Consider the following 25,412-nt stretch of genomic DNA (forward strand, 5'->3'; position numbering starts at 1 on the left):
TGGGGTTTAAACGCTTGCAAAATCAAGCGAAATGGGTTGGTATTTACCGTCTTTATCGCGTTCGTAAAAACGCACATAACTTTTGCTATCAACAATGTTGATACTGTCGCCAATGGCTTCCATTGCTTTAATCCACTTCGGATCGTCAATCTTGTGGCGACGTAGACCAAGGACACGACCTGTAGAAATCTTTCCTTCACGGTCAACTTGGAAAGCATCATTGATCAAGGTTTTGATATGATCATTTGAATCTGCGGACCAAGATTGAATACATTCATCAATTAAAACCTTGGCTGCTTGAAGGCGCTCATCAAAGCGAATTGAGTCTTGGATCTGACGTACAATTTTGTATTGACCGTCGAAGCTATACAGCGTGATATTGCCTTTATTGCCCGCAACATGAGCGCCATATTGCTCAAGTGAAAGGTCAATAAATGCTTCGATATCACCAAAAGCCACAGCCTTAAAATCTTTCAACATTTGACGTGTTGCTTTGACTTTGCCAATCAAGCTGCTGACAACTGCATCACGCTCAACATCAATTGGTTTAATGCTGTTGATGGGTACAAGGCGACCTTTGCTGTCTGCTCGGTAGCCTTCGGGGATTTGGGTTTGTGCGTTCATATTCTTTTTCCTTGCTTTACTGTTTAAGTGCGTTTGCGCACTAAGACATAATCGTTGCTGATCAACTGGTTTAAATTCTTTGTAAACTCAGCACGTTTACGATCTGTCGCTTGCTGTTTAGCCCATTTATTAAAGGCCGCTTGTACAACCTCCAGTTCAAACTTGCCTTGGGTTTCTTCAAAAATTTCAAACTCTGGGTAGTGTTTGTTTAGCTCCGCATACTCTTTGGTTTTTTTAAAGAGATGAACAAAGCGCTCTATCTTTCCTTTACAGCGTGAATAACTTAAGTTCATGGCTCTTTAACCTCTTAAATGTTTAGCTTGTGATTCAACACATGTTTGGCAGTCTATACAGCGAGTTACACCTCCAAGGGTTCTACGCTGTGTGGGTATTTCTACACCACAGTCTTCGCATTCAAAGTTACTGGTAGCATTGAACTGAGAGCGTCCTTCAAGTGATTTCCGTAAATGCTCTTCAGTGATGGCACTAGCTACGTCTGCAAAATCAGCCATTACATCCCCCAAGTACTGCTACAAAGGCAGTGAATAAAAGATAAATTGGGCAGTTGATTAGCATGACGTTGGTTAAGGTAAAAGCCATGTTAGACCTCCATGACTAGGTCACCAGTAATGACATCTGAGCCAAGTTCTGCTGCTGCGTTTAATGCGCCTGTTAAAAGGTTGCCAACTGCAAGTGGGTACAACAAACTTTCATGTTGGTTTTTGCGGCCTACATTGCGGGTCAGTTTTGTGCAAATAGCATCTACCCCTGACTCATCAATAAATTCAGACAGCTTGCGATCCGCAGCCTTACAGCGGTGTTGCAGGTAATCCACCAAAGTGGTTTGAGTGAACGGTTCAAGTGTCACGATTTCACAGCGTTGAACAACTTCTCGAACTTCTTGGTTGTTTTCAGCCAACTTGAGCTTAAGTTCGTCTTGACCAATCAGGATGATGCTAAGAAGTGGTGTGAAGCCATTTTTAAGTTCAATGAAACGTTTAAGATGCTTCAATGTTGGGATTGGAAGACTGTGGGCTTCCTCGATAATAAGCACGTGGTGATGTCCTGCACGGCTCGACTCTTTAAGCAAGCTATGAATTTGGCGGAAACGTGCTTCAGGTGAACGTTTTGCATTGGTGCTTGGTGCAAGTGCTGACAAAATTGCTTCAGCGATATGAAGTGATTTTAGTGTTTTGCCTTTAGCATCATTGTCTTCAGTGGCTAAAACATAGGGTTCGATCAAAATGACAGGCTCACGTTCGCGCTCAACACGATCATGAAGCTCTTCACGTAAGGTCGTTTTGCCTGAGCCAGACTGTCCAACCACGGCAATAAAAGAAGTATTGCCTTTAGCAGCTTGCCACATGCTTTCACGTACATAGTTAATGTCGCTGTTGTTGAAAAGTTCTTCAGAACTACGGATATTTTCCGTAAAAATGTTCTTAAACAGCATGAATTGTTTTTTAGCTGCTGGTGTTAGGGTTTGTTTGCGTAGTAGCATAAGTTGCTCTTCCTCGTGTTGAGTTGCTGCACCCGCTGAGGCTTGGTCGTTTTCAGCTTCGGGTGCAGCAGTTAATGCTTGTTGGATTTGATCTGCGGCAATTCCTTTTGCTTCAAGAAGTTCAATGAACTTCGCTTGGAATTGTTCAGGGTGCTTTTTTGGTCGTTGACCATGATTTATAAAAAGATTGACGGTTGCTGTACTTACTCCCAGTGGTTTGCAAAGAGAGCTTTGCGAAATATCGTTATCTTTCAGCAATTTTTTTAGTGCGCTCATCGATCACTCTCCAACCACTTTTAATTTCGGTTTTTTACTTGCAGATTGAATTCGGTCAACCCAGAACTGAATATCAGCTTGTGGCACATTCCCATCTGAATATGTCGTTTTAAGCATGCTCATATATTCAGCAGTCCATGCATCCCCAACAAAACCTTTGATGGCTTTGGCTGCTTGAATATAGTTAAGTGGGGCAACCTCACGACGTTGGTTGGCTGTTGTCATTTGTTCACCAGCTTTAGGCAAGTACTCAGGGACGTGATGTTTAGTCACATGTGCATTCGGGTCGATTTGACCTTGATACGCTGGAGTACGTTTCTTGATTGCCTTGTCGACTTCTGCTTGTGTATCAGCGCCATAAGCTTGTTTCTGTATGCGCTTGCGAGATTGATCAATTTGACTATCAGGCATGCTTTGGATGTCTTCACCAATCGCTGGTGATTCTGCCAATTGTCCAAAAATGTCGTACTGATCTGGCTCACAGGTATAAATAACTTGTTCGCCTTGCTCGTTATGCATCAACACATCAATGTCAGGTGCGCGGTATGGATTTACAACCACATCGACTTTTGCACCGACATAAATGTTTGGAATATGCTTCACGCTATAGAAGTTTTCGCCATAACCTTTAATCGTATGTTGAACCGTTAAATCACCTTTAACTGTCCGTTCAATTGGAGCCGTGCTCACTAACTCCATGCACAGCTCTAATGTAGGAGCAATACGCAACTGCTCAGGGCGAATCATTTGCCAAACTTGGTTGCGAGTCCGTTTAGTACGGCTGTGAACTTTAGTTTCGTTAAACATAATGCGCCATTTGGCAGCATCAGCATTCAACTCATCCAAGCTATTAATCGTTTTGAATGTGAGTGTTGATTCATATTGGGTTTCGATTAAATTATTCGCTTGCTCAACTTGACCTTTTGCACGGCTGTTATGCGTTGCATGGGCAATAAATTCGACATTTAAACGTTCAAGCAAGTTTCTGAATAAACCTGATGTATTGGCAGAGCCTTGGTCTACATAAAAGATGAAAGGCACACCATGCAGCGGTTCTTGCAAGCTACGTTTTTGAATCGCATTTAAAAATATGTTGGTCAGATTTTCACTACTTTCGGCTCCCCATACATATTCAAAATAGATTGATCCTGATGTGTGGTCAGTAATGACATAGCGAACCACACGTTCTTTCTCAATTTTTTTAATGTTGCCTGGTTTGTTTTTGTAGAACTGACGTTCATCCATCACACATACGCCAGACTTAGGTAAATAGAACACCACACAAATCGAAGCATCACATTGCCAAACATGATTTGGGTGTAATGATCGTTGTTGCTGGTGTGCTGATGGTGTAGTCAATTGCGTAGGGTGGCAAAAGAACTGTTTCATGGCGCGACTAATGGTCGCTGCTGAAACTTTTGGTGCCTTGCCACTATCACTTGCAATTTCTAAAGCAAGATTAATCGGCATGCGCTTTTTCCCTGTTTTGCTGGTTGCTGCCAACACCATTCCGCCTACAAGCTCAGCTACTTCCTGCGTCACTACTGTTTTGCCTTTGTCAGAACGTTGTTTACGCCCAGACTTGTAACCTACAGTTTCTAGTTCGCGGTAAAGCTGAGCATTGCTAATCTGTAAGTGTTTGCATGCTGTTTCTGCGATGTTCTTTTTTGCCCCAAACTCAGCATTTGAGAGCTTTGTCGCAACTTCACGTAAGTAGTCTTGTTTTGCTAAGTTTAGAGACATGATTATTCTTCCTCTGCGTTAGGAGCTTCAGATACAGCTTCTGCTTGAGGAAATAACCATTCAGGGGTGACCATATTTTCAAAGTCAATTTGAATGCCTAGGTTTTGTGAAAATTGGGCAATACGTTGATATGATGCAACTACTGACTCGTCAATACGGTCAAAGAGTTGGTGAATACCTTTTTCATTGGCTAAATCCAATACACTATTGATAGCGTTTTGATAACGCATGACAGCATTTAAAAGCATAAGGCTTTCAGTGCTTATGGTTTCTAGAGCAGCCTTTTCTAGCCCTTGGTCTTCAGATTCAGCGCGTTTTTGAATCTCTACTGGACTATTGGCTTTGCTAAGATTTGCATCAAGTTCATTGATCTTGCTGTCTTTCTTCTGAATCAGTTGGTCTTTTGCAACATTATCAGCTTTAACTTCACGGAGTTTCTTGCGTAATTCGCTTGCTGTCATACGGTCAATATCATCTAAAGTGATATTGTTTACGCTGCCACCATCGCTAAGCTCTTGAATTTCTTCATCATCTAACACCAGCAATTCAAGCAATTTTGTTTGATTTCCTGCGGCTTTCAAAACGGACAAATTGTCCGTTTTATTAAACTTAAGTGCAGTTGTCATAAAGCGACGAGCAGTACGTTCATTGATATTGAGCATTTCAGTACGTTGTTTAAATTCTCCATGCGGAGTAATTTCTTTTAACAATATAAGTCGTTTACCAAGCTCGAGGCAGGCTTCAACAGTGCGTTGTTGATAAAAACGGATTTCATCTTCAAGTGCACCTACTGTTAGAGAGCCTTGATAACCAAGCTGTATCGCTAAGCCACCTAGTTTTTGTGCATGTTCAGAAACTGCTATTTCTGTGGTTTGTTGTTCGAAGTCCATACGGCTCACCATTATTAATATGCAACGTTTGTACGTTGTTCAATTTCAGCAATACGTGCTTTAGCACGTTCCATTTCAGCGTTATGTGCTTTTGCAATCTGAATGAATGCAGGTCCCAGCGTGAATAAACCGTTTTCTTCCTGTTTGGCTAAGCCTGCTGAAATCAAAGTTTGTAAAGCGCGATGTATTTGTGACGGTGATTCATCTAGTTGTTTTGCTAAATCTTGGTTGCTAAGGCCATGTAAGCTATGACCGCGCAATGCTTTTAGAACTTTTAGAACTTTTTCTGCTGATTTAACTGTGCTCATTTACGCACCTCAGTACCTGTATAAGATGAAAGTTCTTGGCGTAATATTTCGTTATCTGCTTCAGCCATATACCAACCTGCAAAACCAAAAAAAGTCAGGCACATAAAAATTACTGCAAATAAATCATTTTTCATTGCTCTTGCTCCATGTGCGAAAATGTGCAAATATGTGCAAAGTAACTAAACAGTGACTTTTGATTCTTTTTTTAGACCTAAAGCCACTGCAATTCTGTGAGATTTTCCAAAGTTCCCTTTAGATTGACCGTTTAAAACTTTGTAGACTTCTTGCGGAGTGAAGTTATTTGCAGCTGCCCAAGCAGAAACTGGAGTACCACTCGCAAGGAATTCTTGTCTGACTTGTTCGGGAGTTTTAACTTTCATTTAAGTCACCTTTGTGTGTCTTTGTGTGTATTAAGTAGAACCTTTAAGCACACAATAGTAACTAATAAGTTACCTGTCAATACATTTGGAGTGTTTTTTGTGACTATTGGGCAAAGATTGAGAGAAGAGCGTGAGCGTCTTGGATATACGCAGCCTGCTTTTGCTGATTTGGCAGGTACAACCAAGAAAAGTCAGATCGACTATGAGAAAGATTTGACTCAACCAAAGGCGGGGTATTTAGCTGCAATTGCTACAGCGGGTGCAGATATTGGTTATATTGTTACTGGTACACCAACCAAAAGGGAACCAAATCCTCACCTTGGTGAAGGGCCAGATGGTTTTTCTTTAGTTCCAGTACATGAAGAAGTGATGATTTCTGCTGGTCACGGCAGTGTTTTATGTGCGCCTAACCAACCATCAGGTTTTATGGCTTTTCGAAATGATTGGATCAGATCTCGTGGGTTTTCAGTAAAAGACCTTAAAGTCTTTATTACACGTGGTGATTCTATGAGTCCAACCATCGAAGACAAAGAGCCCATTCTTACGAATACTGCTGAAAAAGATCCTCAAGATGGGCATATCTATGTTATTCGTTCAGGTGAAATGACATGGGTAAAGCGTATTCAGCGACAGATTGATGGTTCATTGTTATTAATTTCTGATAATAAGCTGTATCCACCGATGTCTATTAAACTTGATGAATCAACAGATGTAGATGTGATTGGTAAAGTAGTAAATTCAAGTAAGAATTTCTATTAATTAAATGATGACAGAGACTTAACATGAAAAAAGTGATCTACGGTCTTGTATTTTCAGCGCTTATCTACAGCCAAAATATTTTTGCAGTAGATGTGGAAGACAATGTAAAAAATTTTCTTAAATCTAAAGATTGGGTTAGTTTTGCTATTACTGATGATGCAATGGGCCGTGTGGTTGCGACAAGAGCGGCAACAGAAGATGTGCGAAAAAATACCACTCTTACGTTAACGTACCCAACTGTTAAAAGTTGTGGACTAATGCCTGTAGATTTAATTATTAAGCTTGATGCTCCAGTTGCAAATGCCGAGCACAAAAATATTTTTGGATCGTTTCAAATTGATGATCATCAGCCGATAGAAGTAAAGGCTATTTTGCAGAATGAAGAAGACTCTCAATTCTTATTCATAAGTGCAGAAGTAAAAGACTTTGAAAATAGAATTAAAAATAGTAAATCGTTAATTGCAAACTTTAAAGGTTATGGCGTAATGGAATTCTCATTATTAGGGGCAACCCAAGCAACCACAAATGCTAAAAATACATGCAAGAACTTTAGCTAAAAGCTTTGATGGCATACTTTACATGATTATTAAAAAAATATTTTAGTACAAAAATTGAGGATGAAATTATGAAAAAAATTCTATTAAGTTCAGTGGTTTTTCTTGGTTTACAAGCATGTACCAGTGTCCAAGTGAAACCGATTGCTGCAAGTGATGTGAATGCCATAAATGAAATTTGTATTGCTCTAAATCCAGCAGTAACTATTGATGACTTTGTCCCTGTGGTTGAGAAACGAATTAAGCATCATGGTGTAAAAACAAGAGTTCTAAGTTCCGATGAAGCACGAAAATGTACACACCAATTGCAATATTCTGCTCGTCGTTCATGGGATGGAGTTACATATTTGTCATGGGCTGAACTAAAAATTTATAAGAATGGACAACCTATAGGCGATGCTGAATATAAGCTTAAAGGTAAAGGTGGTCTGTCGCTTATGAAATGGCAATCTGTGGAAACAAAAATGAATCCTGTCGTTGATGAGCTGTTCGCTGGAAAAAATGTGAGTGTATCTAGTCCCCTAATTGCACCGCATCAAGAGCAGATTTTAGTGCCTAAGAAAATCGAGAGTCTTAATTAATAAAACATATCAGCGCTTTACATCGCCTACAAAAACAGCATAATGCCCGTAAAAGGTAACGTTTTGGTGATGTTATGTCTAAAAAGGAACTGGGGAAACAAAGTAGACAAGGTAAAGCATTGTTACTCGATTTGCGTGACCATGCTTGTCGACTCTTAAAAAACATACAAGCCGTTGATGCAAGTACTGCGGATCAAATATCAAATGAACTCATGTACCAGATCAGTCAAGACTGGGGTGGTCAGTCTATTTACATCATTAAAGATGATACCTTCCACGCTGAAGAGCGCGATATTCAAATCTATAAAGAGTTCAATGGCTATAACCATTCAGAACTTGCTAAAAAATATAAGCTGACTGAAGTTTATATTTATCGGATTGTTAAGCGAATGGCAGAACAAGAGCGCAACCGAATGCAACCCTCATTATTCGAGGTCTAAAGTTTTAAAGTAGTTTAAAAGACCCCAACCAAGTTACCTATGAAAATGCCCTTAATTAATTCTAATTAGGGGCTTTTTTATGGGTGAAAAACTCGGTTTCGACCAGATATTTGAGCGTTGTATGGGGCACGAAGGTGGCTATGTAAACCACCCTAAAGACCCTGGTGCAGAAACAAATTGGGGAGTCACTATCGCAACAGCCCGTGCCAATGGTTACCACGGTGCAATGCGTTCAATGACACGCCTTCAGGCAAAAGAAATCTACCGTAAAGCATTTTGGGAACGTGCCAAATGTGCACAGTATCACTCTGCAATTGGTTTTCAGCTCTTTGATGCAGCCATTAATCATGGCATTGGCAATGCAATCCGCATGCTTCAACGTGCTGTAGGTGTAGCCGATGATGGCAAGGTTGGACAACTCACACTTGAAGCAATCAATCTCAAATCACTTGATGATGTACTTGTTCTATTCAATGCAGAACGTCTTGAGTTCTATAGCAAGCTAAAAACTTTCGATACTTTTGGTCGTGGCTGGAGTCGTCGAGTTGTAAGCAATTTACGTTATGCCGCTGGAGATACACCATGAAAAAAATTACACGTAAAGTTCCCCAGTCGGTCAAAGTGAAGCGTCGGATTGATACGGCCTTAGCAGAACAAGAAGTAATGCATAAACGCCATATTCAAGCATTGCAACGCAAATATGGCGAACAAATCTCTCTGCTTGAAATTAACGCAGGCCCAGCGTCAAAGCCCTCTGTGATTGTCCATAATTCTGATATTGATTGGCGTGAGAATTCACAAAAAATTGCTGAAGTTGTTCGGAGAAACAAAAGCCAATTTTTACCAATCAGGAAAAGTGGGAAACGCTCAGGTTTAATCGTGGCTAACTGGCGTGATAGCTGGAAATGGCTAACGATTTGGGGTTCAGCAACCATCGTGGGTATTAATGCATTTTATGCATCACTTCCGCCTGAATTTATTGACTCTCTGCCCGAACATACTCAGTCCACCATCAATGTGATTGGCGGTATTGCTTTATTGCTAGGTCGATTTATCAACCAAAGTAAGCCTAAAGCATTACCACCTGCGGAGAATCAGGATGTTTGAGACTTTCAAAATTGGTTTTGGTGAAACCCAATGGTTGGTGATGACGGCCCTTGGTTTATACACATGGTTTATCAATAAGCAAAGTGCCTCTGCAAAAGAAATGCTCGATATTCGCTTACGTGTGACTGAGCTTGAAAGTGCAGTGAAAGACATGCCTTCAAAGCTCGAAATTGCGCGTTTAGAAGGACAAATCGAGACGGTTAAAACCCAATTAAATTCTGCCAATAGCAACATTGAGAAAGTACATGGCGGTGTTAAGCGGATTGAAGATTGGTTAATTGAGAAAAAAATGTGAGGTCGTATGAACTTTGAAACTAAATTAAAAGAAGAGATGCGCCTTGTGATGCTTCGCCTGTTGAATGAGTTGCCGTCTTATCGTGGAAACAGTTCAACTCTGCATAGTGGGTTAAATCACTATGGCTTGAGCTTTAGCCGTGACCAAGTAAAAACTGAACTGTACTGGTTGAAAGATCAAGATTGTCTTGATATTGAAATGGATAGTCCAGCTGTGGTTGTTGTGAAACTCACTGAGCGTGGACAAGATGTTGTGGAAAACCGCACTCGAATTCATGGCATCAAACGCCCATCTGCATGAGGTGGATTTATGTCAAACACGATTAAGAAATTACCCGATGAGCAGCGTCAGTTTGTTGAAAAATTACTGCGTGAAGACCGTCTAACACTCAATGAAATGTTAGATGAAATTCGTGCTGAATTTCCTAGTGCGACCATTCCCAGCCGATCTACCCTAGGACGCGCAAAGAAAAATTTTGCTGAAGAAGCAAAACGCATGCGTGAAATTCAAGCTGCTGCTGAAGTGCTGGTCGCTGAATTTGGTGAAGATGTCGACGATAAGGCTGGTGCATTACTTACTCAAGCCATTACCACCTTGACCACTGATATTGTTCTAACTGAATTAAAAAATGATGGGCTTGACCCTCTTAAACCTAAAATCGGTATTGATGATGTTGGGGCCTTGGCTCGTGCTTCACGTGCTGTAATTGCGACCCGTGGTATGACTTTAAAACAACGCCAAGAAATTGAGCGTATTGCACGAGAAAAGCTGATTGCAGAACAAAAGGAAAAACTCGAGGAGCTAGGCAAATCTGGTGAAGTAGATCGAGCAGTATTAAATAAAGTCATTAAAGCAGCTTATGGTCTGGAGGTTTAAATGAGTGAACTTATTTTACCTCCAGATGAGCTGATTTTACCCCCTGACGAACCGATTCTTAAGCTCTACGACTATCAAAAACGTTGGTTGAATGACCAAGCCCGATTTAAAGCAGCGATGTTTTCACGGCAAAGTGGTAAAACTTTTACCAGTACTTTGGAAATTGCACTTGACTGTGCCAAAGCTGAAGCTGAAAAACGTCGTGTACGTTGGGTAATTCTTTCCCGTGGTGAACGTCAAGCTAAAGAAGCCATGAATGAAGGCTTAAAAATCCATCTGAATGCCTTGAAAGCGGGTTATCAAGCCTACGAATATGATTTTGATGTGGACTGTCGTGCCCTAGAAGTTGAACTTCCACATGGCAGTAAAGTCACTGCATTACCTGCAAACCCTGATACTGCGCGAGGTTTTTCTGCAAATGTATTCCTAGATGAGTTTGCCATTCATAAAGATAGCCGTGCCATTTGGGGTGCACTATTTCCAGTCGTTTCTAAGAATGGCTTAAAACTTCGGGTGGTGAGTACACCTAAAGGCAAAGGTAATAAATTCTATGAAATTATGACTGCTGAAAGTGCGGTCTGGTCACGCCATGTCGTAGACATTTACCAAGCTGTTGAAGATGGGCTGGAACGAAATATTGAAGAACTACGCCAAGGTTTAAATGACCAAGACCTATGGGAACAAGAGTACGAACTGAAATGGTTAGACTCTGCCTCTGCTTGGCTTGATTTTGATTTGATTAATAGCTGTGAAGATGAACTGGCGGGTATTCCAGAAAATTACACAGGCGGCATGTGCTATGTCGGTGTTGATATTGCTGTTCGTAATGACTTGTTTGTGATTTGGGTGATTGAACAAGTTGGTGATGTGTTTTGGACACGAGAAATTATTACCCGTAAACGGATCAGCTTTGCTGAACAAGACATGCTTTTAAATGAAGTCTTTCAGCGTTACCGCGTGATTCGTTGTTGTATGGACCAGACTGGTATGGGTGAAAAACCTGTTGAGGATGCGCAGCGTCGTTATGGATCGGATCGTGTTGAAGGTGTTTTATTTACTGGTCCAAATAAATTGACCATGGCAACCCGTGGTAAAGAATGTTTTCAAGATCGTCGTATTCGTATTCCGCAAGGTGATGATGCCTTACGTGCAGATCTACACAAGTTAAAAAAAATCCTAGGACCTACGGGGACTCCACGGTTTGAAGCGGATAGCGATAGTGCTGGGCATGCGGATAGAACTTGGGCTGGATTCCTTGCACTGAATGCAACAGATGGTGGTTGGATTTCAGACACCATTATTACTGGTCGTCCACGCACTGCAAGCAAACTTTTAAAAGGATACCGTTGATGAAAAATCAAGGTTTATATATTGGTGGTGAGTTCCTCACATTCTCAGAAGCAAAAAAAAACCAGCCAAACATCAGCCAAATTGCCTCTCGCAGTACCGTTTCGGGTTTTAGCTCCTTGGGTGCTGTTTTGCCCAATCCAGATATTGTCCTAAAAAAAATGGGCAAAGATATTAAAGTCTATAAGGACATCAAAGCCCACCCTGTAGTCAAAGGATGCTTGCGTCGTCGTAAAGCAGCAGTTAAAGCGAAAGCATGGCGAATCGTTCAAGATCAAGCATCAGATCAAGTGTTTGGGCATATCAATAACATCTTTAAAAAATTAGCCATCAATAAAATCACAGGTGCAATGTTTGATGGAACATTCTTCGGATATCAACCTTGTGAAATCAATTGGGCTTACACAGATGGTGCTTGGTTACCAATCGATATTCAGGCCATGCCACCTGACTGGTTTTTCTTTGACGCTGAAAATAATTTGCGATTTAAAGATAAAAATGCGGGACAAGCTGGCTTATTGATTGAACCCCGAAAATACCTTGTGCCTACACAAGATGCCAGTTATGACAACCCCTATGGTGAACCTGACGCTGCACTTGTATTTTGGGCAACCGCATTTATGCAAGGCGGTTTAGAGTTTTGGGTGCGCTTTACTGAGAAATATGGTTCACCATGGGTCATTGGTAAATACGGCAATAATTACGATGAAGCCAAGCAAGAAACCTTGCTCAATAACCTGTATGCCATGGTGCAAGATGCCGTAGCGGTTATTCCAGACAATTCACAAATTCAGATTATCGAAGCGGCTGGAAAGTCTGCTTCGGCAGATATCTATGAGAAATTTCTCATGTACTGCCGCTCTGAAATCAACATCGCATTGCTTGGGCAAAACCAAACCACGGAAGCCGATGCAACCCATGCCAGCGCATCCGCAGGTTCAGAAGTCACTGCCGACATTGCCGATGGTGACTGTGAAATGACAACTGAACAATTTCAGCTTCTGATTGACTGGATCGTGGATTACAACTGGGGTGGCCCTTCACCACAGTTTGAGTATTTTGAAGACTCGAATGGTGGTACAGAGCAAGCTGAGCGAGACTCCAAACTGTATGCAGCTGGTACACGCTTTACCAATCAGTACCGCATGCGTGAGTATGGCTTCCAAGAAGGTGATTTGGCAGAGCCAGCTCAAGAGCCAAGTAACTCAGTCGCATTTTCTGAGTATCAACATGTACCACAAAACTTTGCTGAAGCGACCCTACCAACATTAGAACAAGCTGCTACCGATCCACTGAATGATATGGTGGGACGTTTGCGTCGTGTAGTGCAATCTGCAAAAGATTTTCAAAATATCCAAGATGCAGTACTGACTGAATTTTCAGAAATGGATTCATCGGAAATGGTGAAAGTCATGCAGCTGGCGATGACCCTAGCTGAATTTCAGGGACGTGCGGAGGTTACAGATGAGTGAAATTAATACACGCTTGGCTGAAAGCCGTAAAATTATTGAAGAGTTTGAAAGTGTGGAAATGGCTGAATATGAATATATGGTTTCAGCCTCTTATTCAGACCCATATTGGGTTCGAGTCAAACAAGCTATTTTAGATTGTGGGGCAATGAATGAATAACTTTCAGCTCAAGTTCCAAGAGCAGATTGATTTTCTCAGTCAGAAAGTTAATTTGCCAACGGAAACGCATAATGAAATCACTTCACGTCAGCATGACCGCGCCTTTGTCGTTGCTGGAGCAATGAAAGCAGACTTATTGAATGATCTGCACAATGCAGTCAATCAAGCCATTGCGGATGGCCAGTCTTTTAAACAGTTTCAGGACGGCTTCGATGTCATTCTCGCCAAGCATGGTTGGTTAAGCAATGAAGATGAAGGCTATAAAGCATGGCGTGCTCGGGTTATTTATCAAACCAATTTAAGAACCTCACATGCTGCGGGTCGTTATAAGCAAATGACTGACTCTGAAGTATTAAAACGACGTCCATATTGGGTATATCGCCATAACAGCACAGAGCACCCACGTATTTTACATCAACGTTGGAATGGCTTAGTTTTGTTAGCTACCCATCCTTTTTGGCGACGGAATTATCCACCCAATGGCTATGGATGTAACTGTGGTGTAGATGCCATTAATGAACGCCAACTCAAAGCTATGGGCAAAACAGGCCCTGATGAGCTGCCTAGCTTTGATGATGATCGAAATGATTTTGACAGTGCTCCTGGTGCAAGTTGGTATCCTGATTTAGATAAATATCCCGAACCTATTGCTAAAGCATTTGTGTCCGAAAATATGAGTGATGGTGTGTTTGATCGCTTTATTGAGCATACGTTTGAAGCTGTCGATATGATTAAAAACTCAGGCATAGCTGAGTCTACCTTGGCTAAAAAACTTCGGGCAATCAGTACATCTGAGCAGTATCCAATTGCAGTTTTAACCGCACCACAAAAACAAGTGCTCGGTGTTAAAAGCCAAGTACTCCTATTTAAACAATCTGATGCTGTGCAGCAAATGGCAAAGTCTGCTGCGGGACTGAGTGGTGATCTACAGCACCTGTTTGATCAGGCGCAGTGGATTGTCCGTATAAGCAACACACAATTGCTTTTACATATTGTTTTCGGTCAACGCAAATTCATTGCTGAGATTCAACAAAGTAAAGATGGGCTATTCTTAAAATCCTTTAATACTGCCAGTGCCAGTGAAATTAATGCAGCAAAGAAATCAGGTACGATCTTGTCTGGAGCCTAAGCATGTTTAGTTATCAAATTAAAAGCGGCATGGTACTGGATATACTCAACCAAGTTGAAAGTACTTTAGACAATCCAAATCCGATGTTAGCTGATATGGGCGAATTTTTAACGTCCAGCAGCCAAGACCGTTTTAGGACGTCTACAGCTCCAGATGGCAGCAAGTGGCAAGCCAATAGTCAAAATACTTACCTCAGCCTTTTAGGGAACAAGCATAGCGATGATGATGGGAAGCTTAATGCTAAAGGCATCAATCGTGTTGCTAGTAAGAAACCTTTGGTGCAAAGCAATAATTTAATGAATAGCATCCATTATCAAATCAGTGGCAACTTGCTTTTAGTCGGATCAAATTTGATTTATGCAGCGACTCATCAATTCGGTGCAACCATCAAGGCGAAAAATGCGAAGTCATTAAGTTGGAAGGTTGGCGACCAATCCATCTTTGTTAAGCAAGTGGTTATCCCTGCACGTGAGTACCTTGGTATTTCTCTTGCAGATGAAACAGAATTGTATGCCATTGCTGAAGATCATCTACTATCGTAAATAATGCGATTTGAGGGCTGCATGAGGTGTAATAGCTAAAATGACCCATTCTCAACCTTAAAGTCGCTGTTTTTGGCTTTATAAAGGTTTATAAATATATTTTAGGGTTTAACTTTGAGGGTGATTTTAGAAATGGCAGATATTGAAGAAATCAGACGTATTGCTACAGAAGTTAGAACAGCAATGGACACATTGATTATAGAAAACAAAATTCCGCAGTGGTGTACGCCTTTTAAATATTTTCCAAATATCTGTTGTGGAGATATGAGTATCATTCTATCAACACATTTTATAAATTTGGGCTTTGATCATCCAGATTATATTTGTGGGAAACATTATGATGATGACAACATCAATTCACATGCTTGGATTCGGTTGAATGGAATTTGTATAGACATTACAGCCGATCAATTTAGTGCTGAGCAATATGACCGTGTGATTGTTGAATACGAAAAAGACTACCCATTATTAAACAAATTCCATCCTGATCGTGAAGAAACATCAAAATATACTATCGACACGGATATTCTTAGAAAAACGTATTCATTGATTCAAGAGCAATTAGAAAGGACCTAAACCTCTAAATTAGTTTAAAAGACGCGAAGTGCGTCTTTTTTTATGCTCAAGCCTCAAGAGGTTTATTTTGAGCAAAAGATGAAACCAATCAAAATTTTTAAAGTCGGCAAACATACCAGCGTGCAAGGGGTTGTAAAAGACTATACCCGAGACATGCTGGCAACTTGTGTTACTGCTTATAACCCACAAACACATGAAGCCCCGTTAGTTGTTGGGCATCCAAAGACTGAAGACCCTGCGATGGGTTGGGTCGATCATTTAGAACTTTCTGACGATGGCTACTTACTTGCCTATCCAAAACAAGTTCCTGCTGAGTTTGCTGAAAGTGTAAATGCAGGAAAGCATAACAAAGTTTCAGCCAGTTTTTATTTGCCCGATTCACCAGCTAATCCGACACCAGGAAAACTTTACCTACGCCATGTCGGCTTTTTAGGTGCGCAACCGCCTGCCGTAAAAGGTCTAGGTACTGTTCAATTTGCTGAAAATGAAGATGGCGTAGTGGACTTTGCTGATTGGGGACACAGTCTTGCTGCTGACCTATTCCGCAAAATCCGTGAATGGTTAATTGACGAAAAAGGATTAGAAGATGCGGACAAAATCGTACCGAATTGGCTGGTTGAGTCGTTGCATGAGTATGCTGATCGCAATCCTACCGAAGTTGCCTCAAGTTTCGCTGAATTTGCGGAAAACATCGGACTTGTACTTCCGCAAAAAGATAATCCAACGCCTACCGTTGATCATGCTGAAGTTACCAAAACCGCCCGTGAAATTGAACTTGAACAGCAACTGGCACAGGCTAATGCAACGCTTACAGCGCAAAAGATTGCGGAACAGCAATCCGTGGCAAGCGACTTTGCAGAAAGCCTTGTAGAGGCGGGCCAACTTCCACCTAAAGTTAAAGATAAAGCGATTGCACTTTTAGTCGCTTCACAAGCAACTGAACAAGTGGTGAGCTTTTCTGAAGGTGAAGTATCTATTGCTGAAGGCTTAAAAGCCTTGTTGTCTGACCTACCAAAAATCGTTGAATTTCGTGAACACAACCCGAAACGACAGGTCGACCCAAAAATTAACAATCCTACAAACCCACTGATTGCTGACGCTGAAAGTCGTTCAGCACGTTAATTCTGACCAATTTTAGGAGTCAAACATGCCTAGTTATAACCAACCAAAAGTTTTGGGTGATGTGCTGCTTGTAGAAGTAAAAGCAGGTTGGACCAAACAAAACGGACTTTTATCTGCGACAGCCGTATTTCTTGCCATTGGCGTGGTACTGGCGCAAAAAGCCGATGGTGAATTTACCCCAATTGATTTTGCAGGTGCTGCACCATTAAACAAAGCTGCTGCTGTATTGGCAACCAATGTTGATGAATCAGCTACTGCACAGAAAGCTGTTTTTATTAAACGTGGTGCAACAGTAGCCAAAAATGAATTGGTCTGGCCTGAAGGTGCAACGGATGAACAAATTAAAACGGCTTTGGCTGAACTTGAAGCTTTGGGCATTGTTGCGCAAAACGCACATTAAGCCTGAAATACTTTAACCCTTTTAATTTTCAGTGAGAAAAAACATGAATTTAGCTGATTTATTTACACCCTCAACGTTGACCAAAGCCATTAATGCTTTGCCAAAGCCACCAAGTATGTTGGGTGATAAAAAGATTTTTAAAGTGATTCCAGTAAAGACTGTGAATGTCACGATTGAATCGATTAACGGAAAATTGGTATTGGTCAATAATACAGATCGCAATGCTGATCCTGACCACAAAGGCAATAAAAAGCGTAAACGCATTACCTTGGAAATTCCACATTTACCCAAAACAGCACAAATTTTGCCTGATGAACTTAATGTTCAAACTTTCGGTGAAGATGGTTCTGAAGGAACTGCACAAGCCCAAGTGATCAATGACAAGTTACAAGGTCTAAAAGATGACATTGAAGCGACCAAAGAGTTTCACCGTGTTGGTGCGATTTCGGGAATCATTTTAGATGCAGATGGTACAACGGTAATTCATAACTTGTTCACGCTTTTTGGTGTATCACCTAAAAACATCAATGTTCAATTTAGTGTTGATACGACTGATATTAATAAACAAGTGTTAGATGGCAAGCGTCATGCCCAGAAAAAATTAGGTGGTGCAATTGTACGTGAATGGGTTGCTTACTGTTCATCTACTTATTTTGATGCATTGACTGCACATCCAAATGTACAGAAAGCATATGCAAATTGGCAAGCTGCTGAAGACCGTTTGGGTGGTGATAATCGCTCTGGGTTCACGCATGCAGGTGTCACTTGGATTGAATACGATGTGGAGGTTTTAAACGAAAAAGGTGAACCAACAAAATTCATCAAAGATGGTAAAGCGCGTTTAGTGCCAATCACCAATGATCTTTTTGCAACTTACCTCGCACCAGCCAATTATAACGAAGCAGTCAATACGCTTGGTTTAGAGATGTATGCCAAAGCTGAAGAACGAAAAATGGGGAAAGGTTGGGAATTAGAAGCTCAGTCAAATCCATTATCTGTTTGTACTGCACCTGATGCCCTTGTCGAATTCTCTGCAACCTAATCTGGAGCATAGGCCATGTACTGTACGGTTGATGATGTTCAAACACTGGTGCCACTGCATACACTTCGCGCTTTGACGCAAGACGATCCATTAAATGAAAACTTTGATGAATCTATTGTGATTGCTGCAATTAAGTATGCTTCAGACAAGATTGATGCTGCGGTTCGTGGCCGTTATCCACTTCCGCTTCCACAAAAAGTCGATTTGTTAAAAGAGCTGGCACTCGATTTAGTTCGTCATCGACTGTACAGCCGTCGCCCTGATGGTGCCGATCTGCCTGATGCTGTTAAAGAAGGGAAAAAGTCTGCTGAGGCTGATTTGATCAAAATTCAAAATGGCCAGCTTTCTCTGGGTATTGAAAACTCAAAAAAAGCTGTGGATGAAGTCGGCCCTTGGCGCGTTAAAGCCCCAAAACGTCGTTTTGAAGGAGGGTTTTACTGATGGATGAATCGATTACTCAAGACATTATTGGTGATGTCGTTGCTCGCTTAAAACAGCATCATCCGACCTTGTCTGTGGTTGAAACACCTGACAATCCTTCAACTTACGCACTTCGTCATCCTGTTGGGGAAATTTTGGTGCAGTACACCAGTAGTGATTTTGCTGAACCAGATAACACTGGTGGTAATTATCCTGGTGCACCTGTTGTAGATCGTCCCCAACGTCGTCGAGTGAATATTCAACTTACGCTTGTTCTAAGGTCGTTGACTGGTGCAAATGGCACCACGGTCACATTAGACCAGGTTCGAAACAGTCTTAAAAAATTCCGTCCACGCCACTGCCTTACTCAAGTCTACTTTTTGGGTGAAGGTTTTATTTCTGAAAAACAAGGCATTTGGCAATACGGACTCAGAACAGCCGTTGAGCTGTGGGAGAAATAACGTGTCAAAAGATGAAATTAAAACCGTCAAAGTGAAACTGTTAAAAGACCACCAACACGGGCAAATGCGTTATAGCGAAGGTATGGAAATTGAAGTGCCTGAGCATGATGCAGAGTGGTTAAAAAATTTAAAGATTGCAGAAGATGCTAAGGCTTCTGTGGCAGCGGCTAAATCTGTAGAGGAAAAATCAGCATGACCATGAAAGATTTTGCATTCCAAGGAAAGATCTACCTTGGTGAAAACGTAAATGGCCGTCCACGTAACCTGAAATGGGTTGGTGACCAAAGTTCTTTAAACTTCGCTTTATCAATTGAAAAAGAAGAGCGAAAAGAAAACTGGTCAGGTAATAAAGGTACGTCCGTTGTCAATATTCAATCAAAAGCTGTTAGCCCAGAGCTCGTACTGCGTGAATTAACACCTGACAATATTTTACTAGGCGTACATGGCAAGCTGAATAAAGTTTCTGCTGGTTCAGTTACCAGTGAGTTATTACCTACTGGGTTGGTTGCAGATGAAATTATTTTGCTCGATAAAGGTAATATTTCTAATTTAGCCCTTACTGATAGCACAGCAGTTACACCTAAAACCCTAGTTGAAGGGACTGATTACGCAATTGAATCCCCACACTCAGGGTTGATTAAAATTCTAGGTGTGGCAGCACCTTTAACTCAACCATTTAAAGCAGCCTACAGTCATGGTGGCATGACGAGTGTCTCTATGCTGACCGCTCAACCACCCGTGCGTTATTTGTACATGGAGGCAATCAACACTGTAGATGGTCGTCGTGCACGTGTGCATTTGTATAAAGTGCAATTTGACCCTATGTCGCAGTTGCCATTGACCAGTCAAACCTTGTCGGATTTTACTCTTAATGGCGCAACTCTCATTGATGCAATCAATACGCTTGATGACACCCTTGGTGGTTACGGCAAAATCGAATGGCTAGATGATGAGGTCGGACCATAATGGCTGAGCGCGTAAAAACGGAAAGCCGTGAAACTTCAGCAGCTGAAAAAGCTGCTGAGGACTTAACGGTCATGTTCCCTGACTCCAGTCTTACCATTGCTGGTGAATTGATCATTGTGGCTGAATATCCATTTATGCAGTGGTTGGAACTGAAGCCATTGCATACAGAGTTTTTAGATGAGCTGGCTGAATTGGTTGGGCATTCTGAAGAAGGTATTTTGATTGATGACCTAATGGAATTTTTTGAAAATCAATTTCAGCATGTGCAAGCCTTGATCTCTGCCAGCATTAGCAAACCTAAAGAGTTCTTTAAACCCTTAAAAAGCGCTGAAGTTGATGATCTAACCCTGATTTGGTGGGAAGTAAACAAGCATTTTTTTTTAAGAAGCGTACAGCGAACACTACGCAAGCAAAACAAAGTACTGCTCGATGGGCAGACATCTTCCAAACCCTAATCTCCAATGGCCATGATAAAGCAGCTTTGCAGCGTTACACACAACGTCAGTTAGAGCTGTTTTATGCCACCATTCTGCGTCAAAAAAATCATGCAAAAGCTGACCTCATCGAAGCAGTCAACCAAGGCTTTGGAGGCGGTCCCGAACTCTCTAAATACCTAAAAACACTGCGAGGTAAATAATCATGGCGAATAAAAACTTAAAAGTTGCCTTGCAAGTACAGGCCGACTTAAACCAAGCAAAGCGTGAGATTGGATCTCTTAAGGCTGAAATTAAAGACACCAGCAAGGTGGCAGATGCAGCAACAGCATCACAAGCCAAAACGTCGAAAGCTGTTGCTGTTACAGCAGATGAAGTCAAAAAGCTATCAGGTGCAACCAATTTAAAAGATGGCGTAAAACAGCTTTCAGACTATGAAAATTGGCTCAGCAAAACATCTGTAGCATCCAAAAATGTCGCTGATTCTAACAGTCTGATTGAGAAATCTATCACCAGTCTAACGCCTCATCTCACTGCTTTAATTGGGCTTTCAGGCGGTTTTATTGCTGTTGCTGTAGATACCCTGAATAAAGCGGTTGAGCTGAAAAACCTATCAAACCTAAGTGGAACCAATGTAGAACAGTTTCAATATTATGTTGCGGGTGCGAAAAAGGTCGGGATTGAACAAGAAAAGCTAGGTGATATTTTTAAAGATACCCGTGACAAAGTTGGTGATTTCATTGCCACTGGTGGCGGTGAACTACAGGACTTTTTTGAGAATGTCGCCCCTAAAGTGGGTGTTACCGCTGAGCAATTTAAAAAGCTGAGTGGACCTGAAGCATTGCAGTTATTCTTTAATACCTTACGCCAAGCTGGAGTATCTGAAAATGAGATGGTGTTCTACCTAGAATCCATTGCAGATGAAGGCTCTGCTTTAATTCCACTTTTAGAGCAAGGTGGTGCTGGGTTTAAGAAATTCGGAGATGCTGCAAAAGAAGCTGGGGCGATTCTAAGTCAAGACACTGTTGAAAATGCCGTAAAAGCAAAAAGTGCTCTGGGTGATTTTCAAAATAGTGTAACTGGGGTGACCAATACTTTGGTGGCCAATGCTGCTCCAGCCATCGTATTTGTTGCGGAAAATTTGGATGTGCTCGTTCGTGCTGGGTTGATTGTTGCTTCTGTATTTGCTGGACGAATGATTACAGCCACTGCTGCAACGACTATTGCATTTATTGCGGGTCGAATAGAAGCGATTAAATATCAAATGGCTTTGGCCAGTATGGCAGGTATTGCTACAACCACGGCAGCCCGTTTGACTGCTTTAAGTACAGTATCTCGGTTACTTACAGCCGCAGGTGGGCTACCAGGACTCGCAATTGCCGCTGCGGGTGTTGCTGCTAGTTTCTTGCTCATGCCGAGCAGCTCGGATGAAGCTACTGAAAGTCTGGAAGATCAAAGTAAATCAGTCTCGGATCTGGCTGAAGAATATAAAAAGTTAGAAGCTACACAACAGCGTGTTTTATTACGTGAAGCAATTGCCCAAACTGAAAAACTCACGGTTGCTTACAGAGAGCAAAAAAATGAACTTTTAGGATTGGTTGATTCAATTCGACATAGTTCAGATGTCAGCGATGAATCCAAGAAAAAAGCAGAAGCCTTATTTGAACAGTACCGCCTAGGTAAAATCACAGCGGGTCAATTGGCAACAGGCATCAACGGTTTGAAGGATGTGAGTGATAGCCTAAAAGGTTCTATTGATAAACAAGCAGGTTCAACCAATAAGGCAGCAACAGAACTCAATAAGAAAAATCAGGTGGTCTCTGCATATGGTGGTCAAGTTGCATCAGCAACGATTTTGACTGATGGTATGGGTGAAAGTCTTAAAAATGTAGGATCAAATGCAGATAGTGCAGCCACAAAAGTCAAAGGTCTTGGTAAGGCTTACGATGACTATGTAGCAAAGCTAAGCACTACAACGATGGACAATAAAATGATTGCAGGGTCTATGCAATCTGGAGTGTCTGAGCAAGAAGCACGCATGCGTCAGGAATTACTTAACGCTAAAAATGCTGACCCTAAAGCGACTCAAACTTTTGGTGCATTAACACCTGCCGAAATTGCATCCATTAAAAGTAGTATTTCAGCTGAAGAAAATGTAAAAGACATTGCAGAACAGCGTAAAAAACAGGAAGAAGCTGTCACCAAAGAAAAAGAGAAGCAGAAAAAAATTGCCGAACAGACGGCATCGATCAATAAAACAGTTTTAGCTCAGTCAAAGCAATATGACTATGCATCCAAAGAAAAAGCACGAGGCCTCCCAAATGGCCTGTTGTACGCAGTATCAACTCAAGAATCTGGTGGAAACCCTAATGCTCGTTCACCAGTAGGTGCAAAAGGTGCATTTCAATTTATGCCCAAAACAGCAGATCGTTTTGGTCTTTCAGATCGAACAAATGTGAATGCATCAGCAGATGCAGCAGCTAAATATCTTGAGTTTTTATGGGAAAAATTCAATGGAGATTTAGACAAAGTCATTATGGCCTATAACGCTGGTGAAGGTAATGTTCAATCTGGCAAGGCTTATGGGTTTAAAGAAACGCAAGATTATCTTGTAAAAGTTAAGCGCAATTTGGCGGCCATTAATGGTTTGAATGATGAAAATGCTCAAGCCAATTTAAGCAAAATGGTAGCGGCAGAAAATGAATTACAGAAGCAGCAAGTTCAACAAGAACAAAATCGAATCTCTCTCCGGGAGTCGTATTATTCTGATGAGGAAAAAGCACTTTCTGAACATAATAAACGTATATCTGATCTCAATAAGGCTGGATATTCAGACACTGAATTGAAAGCGCTTTTAGAAAAAGAAAATCAACGTTATGAAGATGTGCTGAGCAAACGCCCTGAAATTTTAAAGCGTGTGCAAGATTCTTTGACTTCATTAAATGAAAGCTTTTTACGATCTTCAGATAATGACTTACAAGCTGATCTAAACGCTGTAGATGAAAAATGGAAGCAGCCTAAAGCAGACCTTGCAAGTTTGATGATGTCTGAACCCGATCCATTACAAGCCAATGAATACCAACAAATGTTGGTCAAAATTGATTTTGTGATTGATCAAGAAAAGCTCACATTGCAATTTAATGATGCAATGAAACAGCTAGAAGAATTGCAAAGTCTGCGCTCACAGCGCCAAGAGAATTTAAAAATTCAAAATGATGCGGGTCAGATTTCAAGATTTCAATACTCAGATGGTTTGGATGCAATTGACGCTGAGATGCTTCCCACTATGCAAACTTTAGCAGACCAAGCCAAGGTCTTAGCTGAAAATCTTGGAGATGCTTTTTCTGTTGCAAAAATTGAAAATTTCACTGCAAGTCTTGCAAATGTTGATACAGAGTCTAAAAAATTCCTGCCTACACTTGGTCAAATAGAGGAAAAAATTGCAGGCGGTATGACCGATGCAATTATGGCTTGGGCAGATGGGACACAGTCGGCTGGCGATGCATTCAAACAATTTGCATCTGACTTCCTCCGTGAAATTGCTCAAATGATTTTAAAACAGATGATTTTTAATGCGATTAAAGCGGCATCATCTGCTATGGGTTACTCAGACGGTGGATTAGTCACAGGCTTTGCTAGAGGTGGGTATACAGGCGCAGGTGGTAAATTTCAACCAGCAGGTGTCGTGCATAAGGATGAATTTGTGATTCGCAAAGAGTCTACTAGCCAACCCGGTGCAAAAGAATTTTTGTGGTCATTTAACCAAAATGGGATGGAAGCTTTAAACAAGTTTAAGGGTTATGCCGATGGCGGTTTGGTTGATGCACCAAATATCTCAGTCCCTGATATTCAAGCCCCGAAATTGAATGATCCTGCTGCTCAGATCGCAAGTGCCACCAGTTTTAACGCGAACCAAAATTTCTATTTGGTCGATGACCCAGCACGGATTTTAGACGTTCTTAAATCTGGTGCATCACAAGAAAATTTAGTGGTCATGATGTCACGTGACCCTGCTAAATTTAAGTCTGCCCTTAAAATTGGCTAGATTTTTTATGTTCTTGCGCTTCAGTTTAAGCAGTGCTTAAACCTCGCTCAAGTTCTAAATTAGTTTAAAAGTCAAATTTCAGATACTCCGCCACACTAGGCGGAGTATCTGTTTTTGGACTGTAAAAATGCCTCATGCAATTGGTTATGTGGATAACGGTGGCGGCACACTCGCTCACTATAAAATGCTTGAAAAAATCCGTGATGTTGCAGTGGCATCCACTTTTTGGGAGGTCATGCGTTATGACACCAGCGTTGCAAACCGCGAGCTTATCTTAAAAGGTAAAGGTTACACAGGTACTGAAGAAATTTATGTCGGTGTCCGAACCTATCAAGATGCATCGGCTGATTATTACAATCTTTGTGTTGCCACCTTCACTGGCTATGTACCCTCCAATACTTTTGATACTCAACCAGGCGTTAGATTGTCTGGTGTGCCTGCTCATAACCAGCGTATTGATTACTGGCTCACGGTAAATCCGCAACGGATCGCATGCTGTATGAAAGTCGGTACGCCCGTGTATGAGCATTTCTACATTGGAAAGTTTTTCCCCTATGCCCGCCCTTCTCAGTACCCATATCCAATTGTCTGTGCTGGCATGCTCAGCGGTGCGGCTGCAACACGTTATTCAGATATTTCACACTCGATGCCATACAAAGGCAACCGTGTGAATTTAGGCATGCGCTTCAATACAGGTCTGTATTTACAGCCTGAAACGCATCCTTGGAATAACACTTATTTGGCGGGAACCACCCAGCTCCGTGACACAAGTGATAACTATCCATTACTCCCAATTATTTTAAATGATGCCAATGGTATTTATGGAGAGTTGGACGGTATCCGCTACGTCAGTGGCTTTAATAATGTTGTTGAAAACACATGTGGACCTGACTGGGTGGTTATGCAAGATGTAAGCCGTACTGGGTTTGCAGATTATATCGCTATGAAATTAGACGCATAAGGAG

The 25,412-nt window shown here is 41.4% G+C and carries 35 protein-coding genes; 26 read left to right on the top strand and 9 right to left on the bottom strand.

Going from position 1 to position 25,412, the window contains the following annotated elements; translation table 11 throughout:
- Positions 1-6: 6 nt before the first annotated feature.
- The 9 genes from EXE10_RS12605 to EXE10_RS12640 form a co-directional block, all read right to left on the bottom strand.
- Positions 7-624, bottom strand: coding sequence for a DUF3164 family protein (locus EXE10_RS12605; RefSeq protein ID WP_130113592.1), 618 nt, complete (start codon positions 622-624; stop codon positions 7-9).
- 23 nt (positions 625-647) lie between these two features.
- Entirely contained in the window at positions 648-917 is a 270-nt protein-coding gene (locus EXE10_RS12610; RefSeq protein WP_130113593.1) for a hypothetical protein, read from the bottom strand.
- Between the two features lie 6 nt (positions 918-923).
- On the bottom strand, positions 924-1,148 hold the full coding sequence (locus EXE10_RS12615; RefSeq protein WP_416346106.1) for a TraR/DksA C4-type zinc finger protein: 225 nt from the start codon (positions 1,146-1,148) through the stop codon (positions 924-926).
- A gap of 77 nt (positions 1,149-1,225) precedes the next feature.
- Positions 1,226-2,401: an ExeA family protein gene (locus EXE10_RS12620; RefSeq protein ID WP_130113594.1), complete on the bottom strand. Its 1,176-nt coding sequence runs from the start codon at positions 2,399-2,401 to the stop codon at positions 1,226-1,228.
- A 3-nt stretch (positions 2,402-2,404) separates the two neighbouring features.
- Positions 2,405-4,147, bottom strand: a complete 1,743-nt coding sequence (locus tag EXE10_RS12625; RefSeq protein WP_130113595.1) for an integrase catalytic domain-containing protein — start codon at positions 4,145-4,147, stop codon at positions 2,405-2,407.
- Positions 4,147-5,034, bottom strand: a complete 888-nt coding sequence (locus EXE10_RS12630) for a DUF3102 domain-containing protein (protein ID WP_130113596.1) — start codon at positions 5,032-5,034, stop codon at positions 4,147-4,149. The genes EXE10_RS12625 and EXE10_RS12630 overlap by 1 nt, the downstream gene beginning before the upstream one ends.
- Before the next feature lie 14 nt (positions 5,035-5,048).
- Positions 5,049-5,342: a helix-turn-helix domain-containing protein gene (locus EXE10_RS12635; RefSeq protein ID WP_130113597.1), complete on the bottom strand. Its 294-nt coding sequence runs from the start codon at positions 5,340-5,342 to the stop codon at positions 5,049-5,051.
- The gene (locus tag EXE10_RS21490; protein ID WP_165383014.1) at positions 5,339-5,476 is read right to left on the bottom strand and encodes a hypothetical protein; all 138 of its coding nucleotides are present in this window, start codon (positions 5,474-5,476) and stop codon (positions 5,339-5,341) included. The genes EXE10_RS12635 and EXE10_RS21490 overlap by 4 nt, the downstream gene beginning before the upstream one ends.
- A gap of 45 nt (positions 5,477-5,521) precedes the next feature.
- The gene (locus tag EXE10_RS12640; protein ID WP_130113598.1) at positions 5,522-5,722 is read right to left on the bottom strand and encodes a DNA-binding protein; all 201 of its coding nucleotides are present in this window, start codon (positions 5,720-5,722) and stop codon (positions 5,522-5,524) included.
- Between the two features lie 99 nt (positions 5,723-5,821).
- Between EXE10_RS12640 and EXE10_RS12645 the strand changes: the two genes are divergently transcribed.
- The 26 genes from EXE10_RS12645 (at position 5,822) to EXE10_RS12760 (ending at position 25,408) form a co-directional block, all read left to right on the top strand.
- Positions 5,822-6,481: an XRE family transcriptional regulator gene (locus tag EXE10_RS12645; protein WP_130113599.1), complete on the top strand. Its 660-nt coding sequence runs from the start codon at positions 5,822-5,824 to the stop codon at positions 6,479-6,481.
- A gap of 23 nt (positions 6,482-6,504) precedes the next feature.
- Positions 6,505-7,038 carry a hypothetical protein gene (locus EXE10_RS12650; protein ID WP_130113600.1) on the top strand — a complete coding sequence of 178 codons (534 nt, stop codon included), beginning with the start codon at positions 6,505-6,507 and terminating at the stop codon, positions 7,036-7,038.
- Positions 7,039-7,106: 68 nt separating this feature from the next.
- Entirely contained in the window at positions 7,107-7,616 is a 510-nt protein-coding gene (locus EXE10_RS12655; protein WP_130113601.1) for an Sbal_3080 family lipoprotein, read from the top strand.
- Between the two features lie 74 nt (positions 7,617-7,690).
- Positions 7,691-8,056: a Mor transcription activator family protein gene (locus EXE10_RS12660; RefSeq protein WP_130113602.1), complete on the top strand. Its 366-nt coding sequence runs from the start codon at positions 7,691-7,693 to the stop codon at positions 8,054-8,056.
- Positions 8,057-8,135: 79 nt separating this feature from the next.
- The gene (locus tag EXE10_RS12665) at positions 8,136-8,642 is read left to right on the top strand and encodes a glycoside hydrolase family 108 protein (RefSeq protein WP_130113603.1); all 507 of its coding nucleotides are present in this window, start codon (positions 8,136-8,138) and stop codon (positions 8,640-8,642) included.
- Positions 8,639-9,163 (top strand): hypothetical protein, encoded by a 525-nt coding sequence (locus EXE10_RS12670; RefSeq protein ID WP_130113604.1) that lies wholly within the window; start codon positions 8,639-8,641, stop codon positions 9,161-9,163. Before EXE10_RS12665 ends, EXE10_RS12670 begins: the two co-directional genes overlap by 4 nt.
- A complete protein-coding gene (locus tag EXE10_RS12675) occupies positions 9,156-9,458 on the top strand; it encodes a DUF2730 family protein (protein ID WP_130113605.1) in 303 nt (100 codons plus the stop codon). Before EXE10_RS12670 ends, EXE10_RS12675 begins: the two co-directional genes overlap by 8 nt.
- Before the next feature lie 6 nt (positions 9,459-9,464).
- Positions 9,465-9,758 (top strand): ArsR family transcriptional regulator, encoded by a 294-nt coding sequence (locus EXE10_RS12680; protein WP_130113606.1) that lies wholly within the window; start codon positions 9,465-9,467, stop codon positions 9,756-9,758.
- Between the two features lie 9 nt (positions 9,759-9,767).
- Entirely contained in the window at positions 9,768-10,334 is a 567-nt protein-coding gene (locus tag EXE10_RS12685; RefSeq protein ID WP_130113607.1) for a phage protein Gp27 family protein, read from the top strand.
- Complete coding sequence (locus EXE10_RS12690; protein WP_130113608.1) at positions 10,335-11,684, top strand: terminase large subunit domain-containing protein; 1,350 nt, start codon at positions 10,335-10,337, stop codon at positions 11,682-11,684.
- Positions 11,684-13,153 (top strand): DUF935 domain-containing protein, encoded by a 1,470-nt coding sequence (locus EXE10_RS12695; RefSeq protein WP_130113609.1) that lies wholly within the window; start codon positions 11,684-11,686, stop codon positions 13,151-13,153. Before EXE10_RS12690 ends, EXE10_RS12695 begins: the two co-directional genes overlap by 1 nt.
- Positions 13,146-13,310, top strand: coding sequence for a hypothetical protein (locus tag EXE10_RS21495; RefSeq protein ID WP_165383015.1), 165 nt, complete (start codon positions 13,146-13,148; stop codon positions 13,308-13,310). Before EXE10_RS12695 ends, EXE10_RS21495 begins: the two co-directional genes overlap by 8 nt.
- Entirely contained in the window at positions 13,303-14,439 is a 1,137-nt protein-coding gene (locus EXE10_RS12700; protein ID WP_130113610.1) for a phage minor head protein, read from the top strand. Before EXE10_RS21495 ends, EXE10_RS12700 begins: the two co-directional genes overlap by 8 nt.
- Positions 14,440-14,441: 2 nt before the next feature.
- Positions 14,442-14,981 (top strand): phage virion morphogenesis protein, encoded by a 540-nt coding sequence (locus EXE10_RS12705; RefSeq protein ID WP_130113611.1) that lies wholly within the window; start codon positions 14,442-14,444, stop codon positions 14,979-14,981.
- A 132-nt stretch (positions 14,982-15,113) separates the two neighbouring features.
- Positions 15,114-15,557, top strand: a complete 444-nt coding sequence (locus EXE10_RS12710; RefSeq protein ID WP_130113612.1) for a hypothetical protein — start codon at positions 15,114-15,116, stop codon at positions 15,555-15,557.
- Between the two features lie 78 nt (positions 15,558-15,635).
- Complete coding sequence (locus tag EXE10_RS12715; RefSeq protein WP_130113613.1) at positions 15,636-16,679, top strand: peptidase; 1,044 nt, start codon at positions 15,636-15,638, stop codon at positions 16,677-16,679.
- A 25-nt stretch (positions 16,680-16,704) separates the two neighbouring features.
- Complete coding sequence (locus EXE10_RS12720) at positions 16,705-17,079, top strand: head decoration protein (protein ID WP_130113614.1); 375 nt, start codon at positions 16,705-16,707, stop codon at positions 17,077-17,079.
- Between the two features lie 43 nt (positions 17,080-17,122).
- Entirely contained in the window at positions 17,123-18,121 is a 999-nt protein-coding gene (locus tag EXE10_RS12725) for a major capsid protein (RefSeq protein WP_130113615.1), read from the top strand.
- A gap of 15 nt (positions 18,122-18,136) precedes the next feature.
- Positions 18,137-18,562 carry a DUF1320 domain-containing protein gene (locus EXE10_RS12730; protein ID WP_130113616.1) on the top strand — a complete coding sequence of 142 codons (426 nt, stop codon included), beginning with the start codon at positions 18,137-18,139 and terminating at the stop codon, positions 18,560-18,562.
- Positions 18,562-19,002, top strand: a complete 441-nt coding sequence (locus EXE10_RS12735) for a Gp37 family protein (protein ID WP_130113617.1) — start codon at positions 18,562-18,564, stop codon at positions 19,000-19,002. The genes EXE10_RS12730 and EXE10_RS12735 overlap by 1 nt, the downstream gene beginning before the upstream one ends.
- Before the next feature lies 1 nt (position 19,003).
- Positions 19,004-19,198, top strand: a complete 195-nt coding sequence (locus tag EXE10_RS12740) for a hypothetical protein (protein ID WP_130113618.1) — start codon at positions 19,004-19,006, stop codon at positions 19,196-19,198.
- Positions 19,195-19,968 carry a hypothetical protein gene (locus tag EXE10_RS12745; protein WP_130113619.1) on the top strand — a complete coding sequence of 258 codons (774 nt, stop codon included), beginning with the start codon at positions 19,195-19,197 and terminating at the stop codon, positions 19,966-19,968. The genes EXE10_RS12740 and EXE10_RS12745 overlap by 4 nt, the downstream gene beginning before the upstream one ends.
- Positions 19,968-20,423, top strand: a complete 456-nt coding sequence (locus EXE10_RS12750) for a DUF6631 family protein (protein ID WP_130113620.1) — start codon at positions 19,968-19,970, stop codon at positions 20,421-20,423. Before EXE10_RS12745 ends, EXE10_RS12750 begins: the two co-directional genes overlap by 1 nt.
- 26 nt (positions 20,424-20,449) lie before the next feature.
- A complete protein-coding gene (locus tag EXE10_RS21500; protein ID WP_165383016.1) occupies positions 20,450-20,605 on the top strand; it encodes a hypothetical protein in 156 nt (51 codons plus the stop codon).
- A gap of 2 nt (positions 20,606-20,607) precedes the next feature.
- Positions 20,608-24,447: a transglycosylase SLT domain-containing protein gene (locus tag EXE10_RS12755; RefSeq protein WP_130113621.1), complete on the top strand. Its 3,840-nt coding sequence runs from the start codon at positions 20,608-20,610 to the stop codon at positions 24,445-24,447.
- 127 nt (positions 24,448-24,574) lie between these two features.
- A complete protein-coding gene (locus EXE10_RS12760) occupies positions 24,575-25,408 on the top strand; it encodes a hypothetical protein (protein ID WP_130113622.1) in 834 nt (277 codons plus the stop codon).
- Positions 25,409-25,412: the final 4 nt, after the last annotated feature.

Origin of the sequence: Acinetobacter sp. WCHAc060033 (genome assembly GCF_004209125.1) — a bacterium.
Classification (GTDB): Bacteria; Pseudomonadota; Gammaproteobacteria; order Pseudomonadales; family Moraxellaceae; genus Acinetobacter; species Acinetobacter wuhouensis.